This window comes from Staphylococcus sp. HMSC36A10 (assembly GCF_001838845.1).
Lineage (GTDB): Bacteria > Bacillota > Bacilli > Staphylococcales > Staphylococcaceae > Staphylococcus > Staphylococcus aureus.
Window position 1 is genome coordinate 116,872 of record NZ_KV839122.1, and the last position, 15,606, is coordinate 132,477.

Genomic DNA, 15,606 nt, shown 5'->3' on the forward strand with positions numbered 1-15,606 from the left:
TTTTAAATATGTTAACTTTTGTGATTCTGCTATTTCAGTAAATAGTTAAAAAAGCATATAAAAATAGCACCACTTTCTCTTTATCTGTCTAGAAAGGATGCATTAATACCATGCTATTTTATAATTTTCGGGAAATTCTTGCTTCTCGATAAAGTCTCTTACTACAGAAAAAGACTTATTACGATATAACATAAAATATTCTTCATTTTCTATTTCAGATAATGAGAAATCTATAACCTCTGCATCTTTTTTATTAAAAGTTACTGAACCTTTACCGTTACTTATATCATCTTCAGGTATATATTCATATATTATAACCTGTTCATCTTCTTTCAATTTTATTAATGTAAGCATTTAATCCACCTTCTTTTTTATAAAAATTGAATAATCGTATTTTTTTGATACAATTTTATGTGCATAATCATAGTTGAAATTATACTTATTCATCAAATAATGTTCAAGCGCCTCATGACGCAGCAGTATTAAATCTTGTTTTTTATTGTTTTTCCTTCTCTTAAACGTTGCCAACTTACTGCGATATTATATTCTGGATAATAACTTAAAATCGAATAATTCACTTTGAACATAACAAATCACTCCTTGTACAGTGGTGAAGCAAGTATTATTATTAAATTGTAGGAGTGAAATTCCCTCCTGACTGATTAACGCTCGAATGTCCATTCAATCTTTATAAAGTAGAGATTTATTAAGATTAACAATTTGGTACATTTGAGCTTTTTTATTTCCTTCACTCTCATCTTCTTAAACTTATATGTTCATTATACAAATATAAAAAGCTATAACAATATAATGGAAATGCCCCTTCGAAGTAGACATTGAAAAAATGAAAACTTTGAAGGGAGCATTTCAAGACGATCCATTCCAATCTATTTTATCATTTAAAACTTAACACTCATTTTCCCTTATTCGATGCTAATTTAGTGCAATAAATTCTAAATGAAACGACATACTCCTTTTTCACAAATTGGAATCTACTATTTTTGTATTTTAATCATTATAATATCCATTTACCATATGATTTTTATTAATAGTTAAATCAAATAAACATAGCTTGATTAATTTATACAGTAGTTATATTACAAAACTTTATTGGCATATTCATATAATTTTTCTGTTGTATTCAGGGTTAGATTATCTACTTCGCGTTTGCCCTGTCTTAATTGTGAAAGTACATATTGAGAAACTCCAGTTTTTTTAGAAATTTCATATCCTGTTAAATTACTTTCAATTAATTCAATTATCTTTTTCTTGTATTCTGACATTTTTTCATCTCCATATCTGTACAATGTTTTCTGCTTTTTTTCGAAATTCTGTGAACTTAACGTATTTTTTATCTATAAATGATTTTATTATTTTTCTATTCATTAATGGCTATCATCACTTCATAATAGTTAAATTTTATATTTTCAATTTTTGTTTCTACATATTAACGACTTTTCATCATCAATTACTTTGTCAAAGATAAACGATTTGTCTTGTATACCTTACGCCTTTTACAAAACTTCAATGTTTAGTATTCATTGAAGTTTACAGCCACTTCTAAAGTTTAACCTTTTATGTATTTTTATTAGATTAGTGTCTTTCAATATTCAAACTACTAACTCCAGTAGTCTATTAAATTTGAGATATTGAGATATCTTTAGAATTTAATTTTTCCGGAGTCATATAGACTTCTCAAATACTATACATTTATTTCATAATTTTGAACCCTAATATTACTAAAATAATTATAAACGTCCCTATTAAAAATTCTATTTTCTCTTTTTTATTTGTTTTTCGCACTTTAATAGTCATCTTCATTTTACTAATGGTGAGAAAGTAATATTTTATTCAAAGAATATGACTTCGTATTAAATCAAATCTCACATTCTTATTAGTTTGCAAATTCAATAGTCCTATCAGAATTGAAATCAAAACATTCAAACTATTTTATCGTTTTAACTTCCTCGACCATTTTCACCTCCTTATAATCTATATAAATTATGTTTACCACACGATTCTTTACACTCGAAAAATTAATTTTGTTAAGAAACATTTAGCCATGTAACTTTGTAATAAAAACATTTTCAAATAAATGTACCAAAAACTTTCATGAAATAAAGTATACTTTTCAAATCTATTAATTTTAGAATCATAAAACCAAATGCTATATTACAATATAATTATCACAAATCATCATATATGCCAATTACACAATTTAATATAAAAAATTGTCAATGAAAAATTATGTGCATAAACATTATTACAAAATATGTATAGTATAGAATACTGCATTAAAGTTAACTTATTTACTGTGTTCAGCCTTTTATATCATCGCTTAAAGATCATTCAAGATTTAATGGCAATGATAATTTCATAATATGCATTTTTGATTATTTAACCATGTACAATTTCTAAAACTAAGAGATTATCTTATTGAGGTGGACAAAACGTGGACAGACAACCATGAAATCATTAGAAATTTAATTTCTTGTCCACCTAACCTAACAAAATATTTTTGTTAACATTCTGTTTTATTTTCTAATGTTCTTTGATATTCATATAACTTGATTATCGTTTTAAATTTAGCTTCTTTTATTTTAGTTTTACCTACCTTTAAATCAGTAACTGTTTGACGTGGTACACCTGAGTTTTTTGAAATACTATATGGTGTATTGTTAGTTAATAACTTTTCTATTTCACTTATAATAGTTTCAATCTCATTCATTATTAATCACACTCTCTTTCTATTTATAATTATAATAATCCTAATGCAGTAACTACGTTTAGCAATACATTGTTTCTTTGTAGTTGCCAAACTAGTTAATTCATAAACTAATACCTAATAGTATTGGCGTTTTTTTTATATATTGATAAAATTTCTTGTCTCCATCTATTCTATATTATATTATTTGATAATTTTTTATTTATATTCACATTAAGTTATCCATATTTAATATACTTTAAAATTAGATGACTTAAAAGGCTCACTCCATGATATTTCAAAAATATGGCCTTATTTTAATCTTCAATCATTATTTCTAATTGTTTTTGGTAATTATAGAGTTTTTCCGCTGTTTCTAAAGTTAAATTATTCACTTTTCTTTTCCCGCTTCTTAATTCACTTATACCACCATAAGAAACATCAGTGTCTTGATTAATTCTATAATTAGATATTGATTTATCATTTAGTAATTTTTCTATTGTATTATAAATTTCTTTAAACTGGTTCATAATTTTTGTCAAAATGAAAGAATAATTTATTTTTTTCTAGTTAAATTAATAATAAATAATATTAAAGTTGCAATGTTAAGATAGAGAGTTAATTTTTTCCTTAATTCTCTTGTCATAAATACCACCTCCCTATTTAATGTGGTAAAGGTCTTTTGCCCTTTACCTTTTTAAAAGAACGATTTGATAAAATTAAGTACTTGAATTATTAAGCTCGTCACAGCTATTCGAAATTTAATTTTGCTATTCGTTCTTTTTCTTTAACCATTCTTATCATTTTTTCTCCTTTCCTCTTTATAGTTATTTAACATTCCACAAATTGGTGTAAGTGATATGTTTGAGTTCCCATATCCAATGTCAAGATTTATAATTTGCAATTGTAAATTATAATAACCTATATTTTTCAAAATCACTTTGTTTTATGATTAACATCCATCTAAGAGCACCTAAAGGTTTTTATGTAATGTAATAAACATTTCCATTTATACATATACATCTTGTAAAAAAGAAAGAACTCCATATATACTCAAAAGGTATACTGAAGTTCTATATTTTATATAAAATTATTATACTATTTTAAAAAACATAAGTAAATCACTAAACATGATTTCTTTCACTTTTAGAAAACTTTTAATACTATAAAAACACCCACTCAGTCACTAGTTTGGGCAGTTATTGTATGCCTATTGAACTCAATGCTTATATTACAATACCTTTTTCGCATATTCATATAAGATCTTTGCATTCTTTAAGCTTAAATTTTCTATTCTTCTTTCTCCACGGCGCATAGCATTAATATTACCGTAACTTATCCCAGTATCTTTATTAATTTGATAACTCGATATCTCTTTGTTTTCTATCAATTCTTTGATTGTATTGAATATTTCATCATAGCAATTCATAAATTAGATGAGGCGAAATTTTTAATTTTTTAGAATATCAATAGTAGTATAACTAAAATGAAAATACCGATCGATAAACAAAAAGATATTTTTTGTTTTGTTTCTCTTTTCATATAGTATTACCCCCTTAATAATGAGTAGTAAGGTCCCTCTTTTCGGGGTCTTACCTTAGAACGTTCTGCAAATGAATTCGATGAGAAGTAATATGAATATGGCTATTTTCAAGTAATACTCAACGTTTTCGCGACGTTCTTTTATCGCCTCATCTCATCACCTCCAAATATATTAAAATTCATGTGAACTAAAATATAAAATGGTCTTCCCCAGCTTTAAAAAAATAAATACACAAAACATTTACTTGACCAAAAGTTGCCCAAAACTTGACCAAATCCATTTTTTAACAAAAGTGGTCAAGTGAAATCCCATCTTTCCAAATCAAAAAAGAGCTAAAGCAAAACGCTCTAGCCCTTGATATTACTGATTTCCCATCATTGTTTAGCGTATTAATATTGCTTCATGTACTGATCTCTTTCCCATTCAGATACTTGAGTTCTGTAGTAATCCCATTCAATTGATTTTGAATTAATAAATTGATTATAGATATGATTTCCTAAAGCTTTTTTAATAACTTCATTTTCACGCATTGCTTTTAATGCAGTATAAAGTGTTGAAGGTAAGTCTTGAATGCCTACTGCTTCACGTTCTTCACGGTTCATTTCGTAAATATTTTGGTTAACTGGTTCTGGAACTTTTAATTTATTTTTAATACCATCTAGTCCAGCTTCTAAGATTGCAGCTAACGCCATGTATGGGTTTGCAGCTGGATCTACTGAACGTACTTCGATACGAGTAGATAATCCTCTTGAAGATGGTACACGGATTAATGGTGAACGGTTTTTACCACTCCATGCAATATAACATGGTGCTTCATAACCAGGTACTAAACGTTTATATGAGTTTACTAACGGGTTACATACAGCAGTAAATCCGCGTGCATTTTTAAGCACACCTGCTGTAAATTGATATGCAGTTTCCGTTAAGCCCATTTCAGTATTTGGATCAAAGAATGCATTTTCTTTACCTTTGAATAATGAAACGTTAAAGTGCATACCGCTACCATTCACACCGAATAATGGTTTAGGCATAAATGTTGCGTGTAAATTATGTTTACGTGCGATTGTTTTAACAACCAATTTAAATGTTTGGATATTATCACATGCTGTAACAGCATCTGCATATTTAAAGTCAATTTCATGTTGACCAGGGGCAACTTCATGGTGACTAGCTTCAATATCGAAGCCCATATCCTCTAATTCTAAAACAATATCACGACGACAGTTTTCACCTAAATCTGTAGGTGCTAAATCGAAATATCCACCATCATCATTAAGTTCTAAAGTTGGTTCCCCTTTTTCATCCAACTTAAACAAGAAGAATTCTGGTTCAGGCCCTAGGTTAAAGTCTGTGAAGCCTAAATCTTCCATTTCTTTTAATACACGTTTTAAGTTTGCACGAGGATCCCCTTCAAATGGTGTTCCATCTGTTTTATATACATCACAAATTAAACGTGCAACTTTACCTTGTCCAGCAGTCCATGGGAAGATTACCCAAGTATCTAAATCTGGATGTAAGTACATATCTGATTCTTCGATACGTACGAAACCTTCGATAGAAGAACCGTCAAACATCATTTCGTTATCAAGTACTTTTTCTAATTGGCTTACAGGCACTTCAACATTTTTAATTGTTCCTAAAATATCAGTGAATTGTAATCTTAAATATCTTACATTTTCCTCTTCTGCAAATTTACGAATGTCGTCTTTAGTGAAAGTACGTTTTGGCATTTTAAAATCCTCCAAATTTTATTTAATAAATCGGGATAAATCACCACGATTTATTGGCAAAGTTTCTCCAATAGGCTTTTGCGTGGCATCTACAATCATCTTTTTTCTTATCTCTTGTTCATCAGTTGTTAAATGCTCTTGTGAGTCATAAATGATTTGTTTAATCCCTTTGATATTAAATCCTTTTTCTAAAAGTGATTTAATTTCTAGTAATCTTTCCAAATCATTGAGTGAGAACAGACGTTTTTGACCTTCTGTTCTTTCAGGTTTGATGAGTTCATGTGTTTCATAGTAACGTATTTGCCTTGGCGTTAAATCCGTTAACTTACTTACTACACTCATAGAGAAGACAGCCATATTTCGTCTGATTGCATCATTCGATATCATTGTTCCTCTCCTCTACTTTTGAACTTGTTAATAACTTATCATAATTTTTTTAGGATTTCAAAAATATGTCAGGTTTTCTGACATAAAGCTCAAAACATTGATATAACTGCAATTCCGACCTTTAAAACGCCATAAAACAATCTACAGCTAAAATATTTTTTCAATTTTTAAAAATAATCTGATAAATCTTCGTAAAAAAATTTCACCCAAAACACATTATCATTTAGGGTGAAATTTAATCTATTATATAAGTCCTTGTTCTTTCAACTGATTAACAGCTCTTGTCACAGCAATTTTAACGTGTTCATATGTTAATCCTCCTTGAACATATGCTTCATAAGGAGGACGAATAGGTCCATCTGCAGATAATTCAATCGATGAACCTTGAATAAACGTACCAGCAGCCATAATAACATCATCTTCGTAACCAGGCATATAACTCGGTTCTGGACTAAAATGTGCATTAATTGGGGATGCGTGTTGAATACTTTGACAAAATGAAATCATTTGTTCTTTCGTTTTAAATTTAACTGTTTGAATTAAATCAGTTCGTTTTTCGTAGTACTTCGGCGTTGTGTTCATATTCATTTTTTCTAAAAATAAACTAGTAAACAATGCACCTTTAAGACTCTGACTGACAACGTGTGGTGCTAAAAAGAAACCTTGATACATTTCAAGCAATGCATTTAATGATGCACCCGCTTCTTTACCAATACCAGGTGCTGTCAATCTATAACCACATCGTTCAATTAAATCTTTTCTACCAGCAATGTATCCACCAATCTTAGCTAAACCACCGCCAGGGTTTTTAATTAATGATCCTGCTATTAAATCGGCACCACATTCTATAGGTTCACGTCTTTCAACAAATTCCCCATAACAGTTATCCACAAATATTAAAATATTAGGATGCACGTTTTTCAACCTAGTAATTACCTTTTCAATTTCATCTAGCGGAATTGAAGGTCTTTGATCATAGCCTTTCGAACGTTGAATCGCTATTACTTTGGTGCGCTCAGAAACCCCATCTAACACACTTTCAATATCGATCTTACCTTCTTTAAGTGCAATATCTTTATACGATACGCCGTGCTCCATTAAACTTTCAATACCATTTCCGTTTACGCCAATGACTTCAAGTAAAGTGTCATATGGACTACCCGTTATATAAATTAATTCATCACCATGTTTTAATAAACTTTGTAATGCAATAGTAATCGCATGCGTACCTGAAATAATTTGCGGACGAACAATTGCATCTTCTGCTTTAAATGCCTGCGCATATATTTCTTCTAAATGATCACGTCCAAAGTCATCATACCCGTATCCTGTTGATCCTTGTAGATCACTTTCGGTTGCTTTGACATGATGAAATGCATTTAATACTTTTTCTTGATTAATATATGCTGTTTCTTCAATTTCTTTAAAATATGGTGCTAACGTTGATTCGACGTCAGCTACTATCTTACTTATATCTTTCATTTGAATTTCGTCCTTTTATTATTTTTTAAATCCTTTTATACGATAAACATTTTCAATTTCATCATATTTAAGTTCAGTCACTAATGTATGTTGTTTTAGAAAATATAATCGATCTGCATTATTCGTCGCAATTGTCTCATCATAATAAGTTAATTGCCTTTTGATTTCATCAATAAATAACGTCTTAACAAGTAATTTATCACCATCATTTTTAGAAGAAACAAAAACATTAGGCAAATCACTTGCTGGACAATTTGATGCATGATCACATAAGTCCTTTTTATTAAAAATAACTATTTGAGAAATATGACTCATATCTAATTGTTTGATTAAATCATTAACTGTGTCATACTGCGTACGGTATTCAGGATGGCTACTATCTACGACATGTACTAATAAATCTGCACCTTTAGCCTCTTCTAAAGTTGATTTAAAAGCTGCAATTAACGTCGTAGGTAGTTTCTGTATAAAACCAACAGTATCTGAAATAATTAAATTAAATCCATCATTTATTTGAATTTGTCGTGTTTTAGGATCTAACGTTGCAAATAATTGATCTTTTTCATACGTCTCTTCATTTGCTAAAACATTAAACCATGATGATTTACCAGCATTTGTATAACCAACTAAAGCTACTTGAAACACCTGATTTTGATTTCTTTTATTTCGATATCTTTCGCGATGTTCTTCTACCGTCCGCAATTGATGTTTAATTTCATTCATACGAGTTCGAATATGTCTGCGATCCATCTCTAACTTCGTTTCACCAGGGCCTCTAGTTCCAATACCGCCACCTAAACGAGAAAGACTTTTACCATGGCCTTGCAATCTAGGTAATAAATAATTAAGTTGTGCTAGCTCTACTTGCAATTTACCTTCTTTACTTCTTGCTCTTAATGCAAATATTTCAAGAATCAACTGAGTTCTATCAATAATTTTTACACCTAAAGCTTCATTTAGTGATTTGGATTGTGCAGTCGTTAATTCATCATTTGTGATGACTACATCAATATCTTTGAACTCAATAAATGCTTGAATTTCTTCAATTTTACCTTTACCAACATAATATTTGCGATCTACACGATCTCTGTTTTGAGTAATTTGACCCAACACTTCAAGTTGGCAAGTCTCTGATAAAGATGATAATTCCTCCATTGTAGACTCAAAATTAAATTGCTTATCATCTTGAGCATGTACACCGACTAAGACAGCTTTTTCTAGTTTATTTTTAGTATCATGAATTTGTTGCTGAGCCATGTTATACATCTCCTTAATAAAATCCTACTCAAAGTATTCTATCATAGAGTTTTAGTAAAGACTATTACACGATTTTATGGTACATTTTAAGTAAATCGAAAGGATGATTCAATGGAGACAATTTATGATTTTGTAGTAGAAACAAATAAAGGTGTTACTTACAAATTAGATGCATATAAGGGTGACGTTATGCTAATTGTTAATACAGCTAGCGAATGTGGCTTTACTTCACAATTTGAAGGTTTGCAATCATTATACGAGAAATACAAAGATCAAGGGTTTGTAATTCTAGGTTTCCCTTGTAATCAATTTGGTGGTCAAGAACCTGGATCAGGCGAAGAAGCAGCTCAAAACTGTAAATTAAACTATGGTGTTACCTTCCCTATGCATCAAAAAATAGACGTAAAAGGGGAACATCAATTACCTTTATTTAGATATTTGACTGCGGCACAACACGGATTCTTTAATGAGAAAATCAAATGGAATTTCACTAAGTTTTTAGTGGATCGCGAAGGTAACGTTGTTAAACGATTTGCACCTCAAAAAAAACCTGTTCAAATCGAAAGAGAAATAGAAAAATTATTATAAAATATACTAGCTCATAGCAAATAAAACGCTTCATATAAAGTCGTATCATATATTGACTCGACCTTTATATGAAGCGTTTTTATTACAAACATTCCTCTATTGTATCTTGTCATTTGAACATCATTTAATTGATGTCACATATGACTTTATTTCTATATCTATTTATCATACTTCAAACGTTATGTACACGAGTCATTAAATCGTGCCCATATGATTACAACTTATTCTTCACTTTCAGTAGATGCTTGACCTTCAGTTTCTACTGTATAAGTGCTGATCGCATGTTTGTAAATCAAGTGTTGTTTGCCTTGAGAATTTAAGCTTACGACATACTTGTCGTATTCTTCAATAACACCTTTCATTTGGAAACCGTTTAGAAAGAATACAGTTACTTCAGTTTGGTTTGCTTTAAAATTCTCTAGTGCTTTGTCTTGGATGTTTTCGTTTGCAATCATCTGTCGGACTCCTTTTACTTAATCTGGGTTGTAATCTCATCTAACATCATTTGAAGTGACATATTTTCTTTATCTAACCAATGAACACTCATTTTATTCTTGAACCATGTCATTTGTCGTTTTGCATATTGGCGTGAATGTTGCTTTAAATCATTGACAGCATCTTCATAAATCATTTGTCCGTTAATCACAGGTATTAATTCTTTATATCCAATAGCTTGCATACTTTGGCAAGATTCATAGCCTTGTTCAACAAGTTGTTGCACTTCTCTAAATAATCCGTGATCCAACATAATATCAACACGTTTATTTATTCTTGAATACAATGTTTTACGCGACATTTCAATCCCTAATAATAATGTATCATAATTTTCAGTAAATTGTTGCACTTTCTTGCGATTACTCAAAAGTTTTTTTGTTTTTAAATAATATTCAATAGCGCGCAACACTCTTTGGCGGTTGTTAGGGTGAATATTTTCTGCAGAAACCGCATCAAATTGAGCTAAATAATCGTGTAGTTGCTGATTATCTAAATGTTCTAATGCAGATAACTTTTGTTTAACTATGGATAATTGTGCAGGTGTAACTGTTTCATCTTCTAATTCATAATTATATATTAATGATTGAATATATAAGCCTGTTCCACCTGCTATGATTGGAACTTTACCTCTATTCGTTATATCAGTAATTAAATCTTCTGCTAATCGCTTGAATTCATATGCTGAAAATGTATCATCAGGATTCAAGATATCAATTAAATGATGTGGAATACCATCCATTTCTTCAGGTGTTACTTTTGCAGTTCCAATATTCATATGTTTGTAAACTTGCATAGAATCACCGCTTATGATTTCACCATTGATACGCTTCGCGAGTTCTATGCTAAGCTCTGTTTTACCTGAAGCAGTTGGCCCCACAATTACTACAATAAAAGGCTTATTTTTATTCATATTTAATTCCACTTTCTTTATTTTTTATAAAATTGATTCAACCATTTAAACAAGTCTTCCCAAATTTTGTCATGATCTTTTTCAAATAACACTTCATGACGTTTATGATGATAAAGATTCACTTTAACATTTTTAATGCCAGCTTTTCTATATATATTCGCCAATTTTAAAATCCCTTTACCATAATCACCTAAAGGATCGTCATATCCTGAAACTAATAATATAGGCATGGCATGATTTAACATTTTCATATTTTTTAATTGTGATGTATGTAGCATATAATAGGCTGTTTGATATAATAATTGATTTGACACATTAAATCCACTATATGGATCTTTAATAAAGTTATCTACTTCAATTGGATTACTAGAAATCCAATCACTTTGTGTACGTAATGGACGTATTTTTTTATTAAAACTATTTGATACTAACTGGTTAACCCATTCAACTCGTTTCTCAGCACCATAAATTTTTGTAATCAGTTGTAACACTTTAACGGTTGTAAACCTTTCCATAATGAATACATACCAGTACCACTTAAAATTAGACCATCAACATATTGCGGATATGTTTCTACAAACAATCTAGCTATAACGGATCCCATTGAATGTCCGATTATAATGTATGGTTTATCAACATTGCCTCTCACTGTTTGCGCTACTTCAAAGGCATCACCGATAACTCGTTTCATATCATCGTAATGCCCTCTTGTTGATTCATCAATATTAATACCATGTCCTCGATGATTATGACGTATCACATCGAAGCCATGCTTTGAAAGTGCATGTGCTAATTTATCGTAACGTTCCATATGTTCAGCCATACCATGAAATATATGAATAATTCCTTTTGAATCTACATCTGTAAAATTCACTTTAACTTCAATATTCGTATTATCTTGTACAGTTAATTTAAATTGTTTTTCAGTCATCATCTCACACCTTTAATAACAACGCTTTTATATTCGCTTTTATTATTATCATACATTTAGTGATGCATAGTTTCAATTGACTAATGTATCTCGTATAAAAAAACTGATGCCCTTAAAACAGGACACCAGTTTATGATTGTACAAATTAATTATTCTTTAACTGCTGGTTGATTATTTCCATGTTGCGCTTCTTTAATTGCTTGCTCAACTTCTTCAGTATATGCTTCAATTTGAGCTGGAGAGTAATCAAGCATATCTGCCATAATATCGATGACAGCATCTTTATAATCTAATACATCTTTAATATTGAAATACATTTTACCAGAACGACGAACTAAGAAATCGTTAGGTTTGTATACCATTTCTTGTTGAATACTATAAACAAGTTCTACATAAATTTCTAATGGTAACTTGCTATCATGGTATTGAGATGTTTGCGCAATGTTGAACAATTCATCAACATTTGAACCATATTTAGATGCTAAACGTCTTGCAACATCTTCATCAATGCCGAATCCTTTAGCTACATCTACTTTTTGCTCTACAAACGCATCAAAGTTCTTGCTACCACCTACATCGCCACCTGAAATTGCCAGACCTTTTGTATTACATGGACTAAATGTTAAACCGTAGTCTTTTTTCAAGCGTTTAGATACTAAATCAACAATGTCTTGAGCCATGTGACGATAGCCTGTTAATTTACCACCTGCAATAGTTAATAAACCTGATTTACCTTCCCAAATTTCATCCTTACGAGAGATTTCAGAAGGGTCTTTGCCTTCTTCGTAAATTAATGGTCTAATTCCTGCCCATGTTGATTCAATATCTTCATCTGTAACATTAACACTAGGGAACATGTAATTAATCGCATCGATTAAATAGTCTCTGTCTTCTTGTGTAGTTAATGGTGAAGATTTGATATTGTCATAGAATGTATCTGTAGTACCTACATACGCTTTTCCTTCACGTGGAATTGCAAAAATCATTCTTCCATCTTTTTCAGTATCAAAGTATACTGCTTGACCTAATGGGAATTTTGATTGATCAATAACAACATGTACACCTTTAGTTAAACGTAATTTTTTATTATTGCGTGCATAATCACCACTTCTAACATCATCAACCCATGGACCTGCTGCATTAACCACTTTTTTAGCCTTAATTGTATAATTTTCATTAGTTAATTTATCTATAACTTTAACACCATTTACTTGTTGATTTTTATCATAAGTGAAGTGTTCAGATTTAGTATAGTTGATAATTTCTGCGCCTTTTTCAGCAGCACGCTTCATAACTTCAATAGTTAAACGCGCATCGTCAGTACGATATTCAACATAGTAACCGCCGCCTTTTAGACCTTCTTTTTTAACTAATGGTTCTTTAGCTAAAGTTTCTTTTTTAGATAACATTTTTTTACGTTCAGACTTCTTAACACCTGCTAAACGATCATACATTCCTAAACCAATTGATGTTGAGAATTTACCAAATGTTCCACCTTTATGCATTGGTAAAAGCATCCACTCTGGAGTCGTAACATGAGGCCCATTTTCATAAACAATCGCACGTTCTTTACCAGTTTCGGCAACTACTCCAATTTGGAATTGTTTTAAGTAACGCAAACCACCATGGACTAATTTTGTAGATCTTGAGCTTGTTCCTTGTGCAAAGTCTTGCATTTCAACTAATGCAACTTTCATTCCTCTTTCACTCGCGTCTAGTGCAATACCTGCACCTGTAATACCGCCACCAATAATTACTAAATCATATTCATCATTTCTTAAATTCTTTTTAATATGTTCTCTCTTAAAAGTAGACAATGCCATTCCAAAACGCCTCCTAAAAAATGTAAAAACGAGAGACTTGTCCCACATAAACAATCCTTCAATTGTACATGTTCGAACAAATCTCTCGCTTCTCGATTCAAATATTAACTTAAATTGATTGTATCACAATGTTTATACAAAAGTCTAATCTACAAGTTTATTCTGTTTTAAAAACTTGTGTTGCTTCAACAGCTTTTTTCCAACCTCTATATAATTTTTCTCTTTCGCCTTCATCCATTTTCGGATCGAATTTTTCTTCTAATTTCCAGTTTTTAGCGATATCATCTTTACTCTCCCAGAATCCAACTGCTAAACCTGCTAAAAATGCAGCACCTAAAGCTGTAGTTTCTTGAATTTCAGGTCTTTCAACAGAAGTATTAACAATGTCTGCTTGGAACTGCATAATAAAGTTATTTTTAACTGCACCACCATCGACACGTAAACTTTGGACATCAATACCAGAGTCTTTTGACATTGCTTCCATAACGTCACGAGTTTGGTAACATAGTGATTCTAAAGTTGCACGGATAAAGTGCTCTTTTTCAGTTCCACGTGTTAAACCGAAAATCGCACCACGTGCTTCAGAATCCCAATATGGTGTTCCTAAACCTACAAAAGCTGGAACAACATAAACACCCTCAGTAGAGTCAACTCGTGTCGCATAACTTTCTGATTGTGGTGCTGAATTAATCATTCTTAATCCATCACGTAACCATTGGATTGCTGAACCCGAAACAAAGATGGAACCTTCAAGCGCATAATTTACTTTTCCATCAATACCATAAGCAATTGTTGTTAATAAACCACTTTCAGATTTAACCGCTTTGTCACCTGTATTCATTAACATGAAGCCACCAGTTCCATATGTGTTTTTCACGTCACCACGTTCGAAGCAAGCTTGTCCAAATAATGCTGCTTGTTGATCACCAGCTACTCCAGCGATTGGTACTTCTTGACCATAGAAGTGGTAATCAATTGTCTTACCATATACTTCACTCGAAGCTTTAACTTCTGGCAACATATTTTTAGGTACTGTAAGTAGTCCTAATAACTCATCGTCCCATTCTAAATCATGGATATTAAACATTAATGTACGACTCGCATTTGAATAATCAGTAATATGCGCAGCTTTTCCTGATAATTTCCATACTAACCAAGTATCAATCGTTCCAAATAATAGATCGCCATTTTCTGCTTTTTCTCGTGCACCTTCAACATTGTCTAGAATCCATTTAACTTTTGTACCTGCAAAATACGGATCTAAAAGTAATCCTGTCTTATCTCTAAATGTTTGTTCATATCCTTGTTGTTTTAACTCTGAACAAATTGATTGTGTTTGACGTGATTGCCAAACAATTGCGTGATAAATTGGGCGGCCAGTATGTTTGTCCCAAACAACCGTTGTTTCACGTTGGTTTGTAATACCGATTCCTGCAATTTGATCAGCTCTAACATCATTTTCATTAATTACTTCCGTCATTACAGCTAACACAGATGTCCAAATTTCATTTGCATCATGTTCAACCCAACCTGATTGTGGAAAATATTGCTTAAACTCACGTTGTGCTACCCCTGCAATTTCCCCTTTTTGATTGAATAAAATCGCTCTTGAGCTTGTTGTTCCTTGGTCTATAGATAAAATATATTTTTCCATTAGTAGTATCTCCTTTATTAAAAAATAATCGCTAACCCATTGTACAAAATCTGTTAAATTTTGGCGAAAAAATAGCATAATCCATGAATCAAACATGTTAAA

16 protein-coding genes and 1 pseudogene are annotated in these 15,606 nt (G+C 31.0%); 1 reads left to right on the forward strand and 16 read right to left on the reverse strand.

Annotated features, from left to right (window positions below):
- Positions 1-102 precede the first annotated feature (102 nt).
- From HMPREF3247_RS09695 to hflX, 11 genes are all read right to left on the reverse strand, one after another.
- Positions 103-354, reverse strand: a complete 252-nt coding sequence (locus HMPREF3247_RS09695; RefSeq protein ID WP_000956747.1) for a hypothetical protein — start codon at positions 352-354, stop codon at positions 103-105.
- 128 nt (positions 355-482) lie between these two features.
- Positions 483-587: a hypothetical protein gene (locus HMPREF3247_RS09705; RefSeq protein WP_000477492.1), complete on the reverse strand. Its 105-nt coding sequence runs from the start codon at positions 585-587 to the stop codon at positions 483-485.
- A gap of 510 nt (positions 588-1,097) precedes the next feature.
- The gene (locus tag HMPREF3247_RS09710) at positions 1,098-1,283 is read right to left on the reverse strand and encodes a hypothetical protein (protein WP_000006110.1); all 186 of its coding nucleotides are present in this window, start codon (positions 1,281-1,283) and stop codon (positions 1,098-1,100) included.
- 427 nt (positions 1,284-1,710) lie between these two features.
- A complete protein-coding gene (locus tag HMPREF3247_RS09715; protein WP_001788716.1) occupies positions 1,711-1,821 on the reverse strand; it encodes a hypothetical protein in 111 nt (36 codons plus the stop codon).
- Positions 1,822-2,521: 700 nt separating this feature from the next.
- Complete coding sequence (locus HMPREF3247_RS09720; protein ID WP_001002340.1) at positions 2,522-2,728, reverse strand: hypothetical protein; 207 nt, start codon at positions 2,726-2,728, stop codon at positions 2,522-2,524.
- Positions 2,729-3,021: 293 nt separating this feature from the next.
- Entirely contained in the window at positions 3,022-3,246 is a 225-nt protein-coding gene (locus HMPREF3247_RS09725; protein WP_001789892.1) for a hypothetical protein, read from the reverse strand.
- A gap of 689 nt (positions 3,247-3,935) precedes the next feature.
- Complete coding sequence (locus HMPREF3247_RS09730; RefSeq protein WP_001788714.1) at positions 3,936-4,133, reverse strand: hypothetical protein; 198 nt, start codon at positions 4,131-4,133, stop codon at positions 3,936-3,938.
- A 503-nt stretch (positions 4,134-4,636) separates the two neighbouring features.
- Entirely contained in the window at positions 4,637-5,977 is a 1,341-nt protein-coding gene (glnA, locus tag HMPREF3247_RS09735; RefSeq protein ID WP_001126603.1) for a type I glutamate--ammonia ligase, read from the reverse strand.
- A gap of 18 nt (positions 5,978-5,995) precedes the next feature.
- The gene (locus HMPREF3247_RS09740) at positions 5,996-6,364 is read right to left on the reverse strand and encodes a MerR family transcriptional regulator (RefSeq protein ID WP_000624945.1); all 369 of its coding nucleotides are present in this window, start codon (positions 6,362-6,364) and stop codon (positions 5,996-5,998) included.
- Positions 6,365-6,607: 243 nt separating this feature from the next.
- Positions 6,608-7,846: a methionine gamma-lyase family protein gene (locus tag HMPREF3247_RS09745; RefSeq protein ID WP_000652048.1), complete on the reverse strand. Its 1,239-nt coding sequence runs from the start codon at positions 7,844-7,846 to the stop codon at positions 6,608-6,610.
- Positions 7,847-7,864: 18 nt separating this feature from the next.
- The gene (gene hflX / locus HMPREF3247_RS09750) at positions 7,865-9,103 is read right to left on the reverse strand and encodes a GTPase HflX (RefSeq protein WP_000068625.1); all 1,239 of its coding nucleotides are present in this window, start codon (positions 9,101-9,103) and stop codon (positions 7,865-7,867) included.
- Between the two features lie 111 nt (positions 9,104-9,214).
- On the opposite strand from hflX, the gene HMPREF3247_RS09755 reads away from it, so the two are divergent.
- Entirely contained in the window at positions 9,215-9,691 is a 477-nt protein-coding gene (locus HMPREF3247_RS09755; RefSeq protein WP_000448078.1) for a glutathione peroxidase, read from the forward strand.
- A 221-nt stretch (positions 9,692-9,912) separates the two neighbouring features.
- On the opposite strand, the gene hfq is transcribed toward HMPREF3247_RS09755, so the two are convergent.
- From hfq to glpK, 5 genes and pseudogenes are all read right to left on the reverse strand, one after another.
- Positions 9,913-10,146 carry an RNA chaperone Hfq gene (gene hfq, locus HMPREF3247_RS09760; protein ID WP_000561358.1) on the reverse strand — a complete coding sequence of 78 codons (234 nt, stop codon included), beginning with the start codon at positions 10,144-10,146 and terminating at the stop codon, positions 9,913-9,915.
- 14 nt (positions 10,147-10,160) lie between these two features.
- A complete protein-coding gene (gene miaA, locus HMPREF3247_RS09765; protein WP_001548613.1) occupies positions 10,161-11,096 on the reverse strand; it encodes a tRNA (adenosine(37)-N6)-dimethylallyltransferase MiaA in 936 nt (311 codons plus the stop codon).
- 17 nt (positions 11,097-11,113) lie between these two features.
- Positions 11,114-12,027, reverse strand: a pseudogene (locus HMPREF3247_RS09770) (alpha/beta fold hydrolase).
- Between the two features lie 149 nt (positions 12,028-12,176).
- On the reverse strand, positions 12,177-13,850 hold the full coding sequence (locus HMPREF3247_RS09775) for a glycerol-3-phosphate dehydrogenase/oxidase (RefSeq protein WP_001218596.1): 1,674 nt from the start codon (positions 13,848-13,850) through the stop codon (positions 12,177-12,179).
- A 157-nt stretch (positions 13,851-14,007) separates the two neighbouring features.
- Positions 14,008-15,504: a glycerol kinase GlpK gene (glpK, locus tag HMPREF3247_RS09780; RefSeq protein ID WP_000417383.1), complete on the reverse strand. Its 1,497-nt coding sequence runs from the start codon at positions 15,502-15,504 to the stop codon at positions 14,008-14,010.
- Positions 15,505-15,606: the final 102 nt, after the last annotated feature.

Excerpts from the sequence above, each read along its gene's own strand:
- HMPREF3247_RS09695 (WP_000956747.1), bottom strand. The coding sequence starts at position 354 with ATGCTTACATTAATAAAATTGAAAGAAGATGAACAGGTTATAATATAT.
- HMPREF3247_RS09705 (WP_000477492.1), bottom strand. The coding sequence starts at position 587 with ATGTTCAAAGTGAATTATTCGATTTTAAGTTATTATCCAGAATATAAT.
- HMPREF3247_RS09710 (WP_000006110.1), bottom strand. The coding sequence starts at position 1,283 with ATGTCAGAATACAAGAAAAAGATAATTGAATTAATTGAAAGTAATTTA.
- HMPREF3247_RS09715 (WP_001788716.1), bottom strand. The coding sequence starts at position 1,821 with ATGAAGATGACTATTAAAGTGCGAAAAACAAATAAAAAAGAGAAAATA.
- HMPREF3247_RS09720 (WP_001002340.1), bottom strand. The coding sequence starts at position 2,728 with ATGAATGAGATTGAAACTATTATAAGTGAAATAGAAAAGTTATTAACT.
- HMPREF3247_RS09730 (WP_001788714.1), bottom strand. The coding sequence starts at position 4,133 with ATGAATTGCTATGATGAAATATTCAATACAATCAAAGAATTGATAGAA.
- glnA (WP_001126603.1), bottom strand. The coding sequence starts at position 5,977 with ATGCCAAAACGTACTTTCACTAAAGACGACATTCGTAAATTTGCAGAA.
- HMPREF3247_RS09740 (WP_000624945.1), bottom strand. The coding sequence starts at position 6,364 with ATGATATCGAATGATGCAATCAGACGAAATATGGCTGTCTTCTCTATG.
- HMPREF3247_RS09745 (WP_000652048.1), bottom strand. The coding sequence starts at position 7,846 with ATGAAAGATATAAGTAAGATAGTAGCTGACGTCGAATCAACGTTAGCA.
- hflX (WP_000068625.1), bottom strand. The coding sequence starts at position 9,103 with ATGGCTCAGCAACAAATTCATGATACTAAAAATAAACTAGAAAAAGCT.
- HMPREF3247_RS09755 (WP_000448078.1), top strand. The coding sequence starts at position 9,215 with ATGGAGACAATTTATGATTTTGTAGTAGAAACAAATAAAGGTGTTACT.
- hfq (WP_000561358.1), bottom strand. The coding sequence starts at position 10,146 with ATGATTGCAAACGAAAACATCCAAGACAAAGCACTAGAGAATTTTAAA.
- miaA (WP_001548613.1), bottom strand. The coding sequence starts at position 11,096 with ATGAATAAAAATAAGCCTTTTATTGTAGTAATTGTGGGGCCAACTGCT.
- HMPREF3247_RS09775 (WP_001218596.1), bottom strand. The coding sequence starts at position 13,850 with ATGGCATTGTCTACTTTTAAGAGAGAACATATTAAAAAGAATTTAAGA.
- glpK (WP_000417383.1), bottom strand. The coding sequence starts at position 15,504 with ATGGAAAAATATATTTTATCTATAGACCAAGGAACAACAAGCTCAAGA.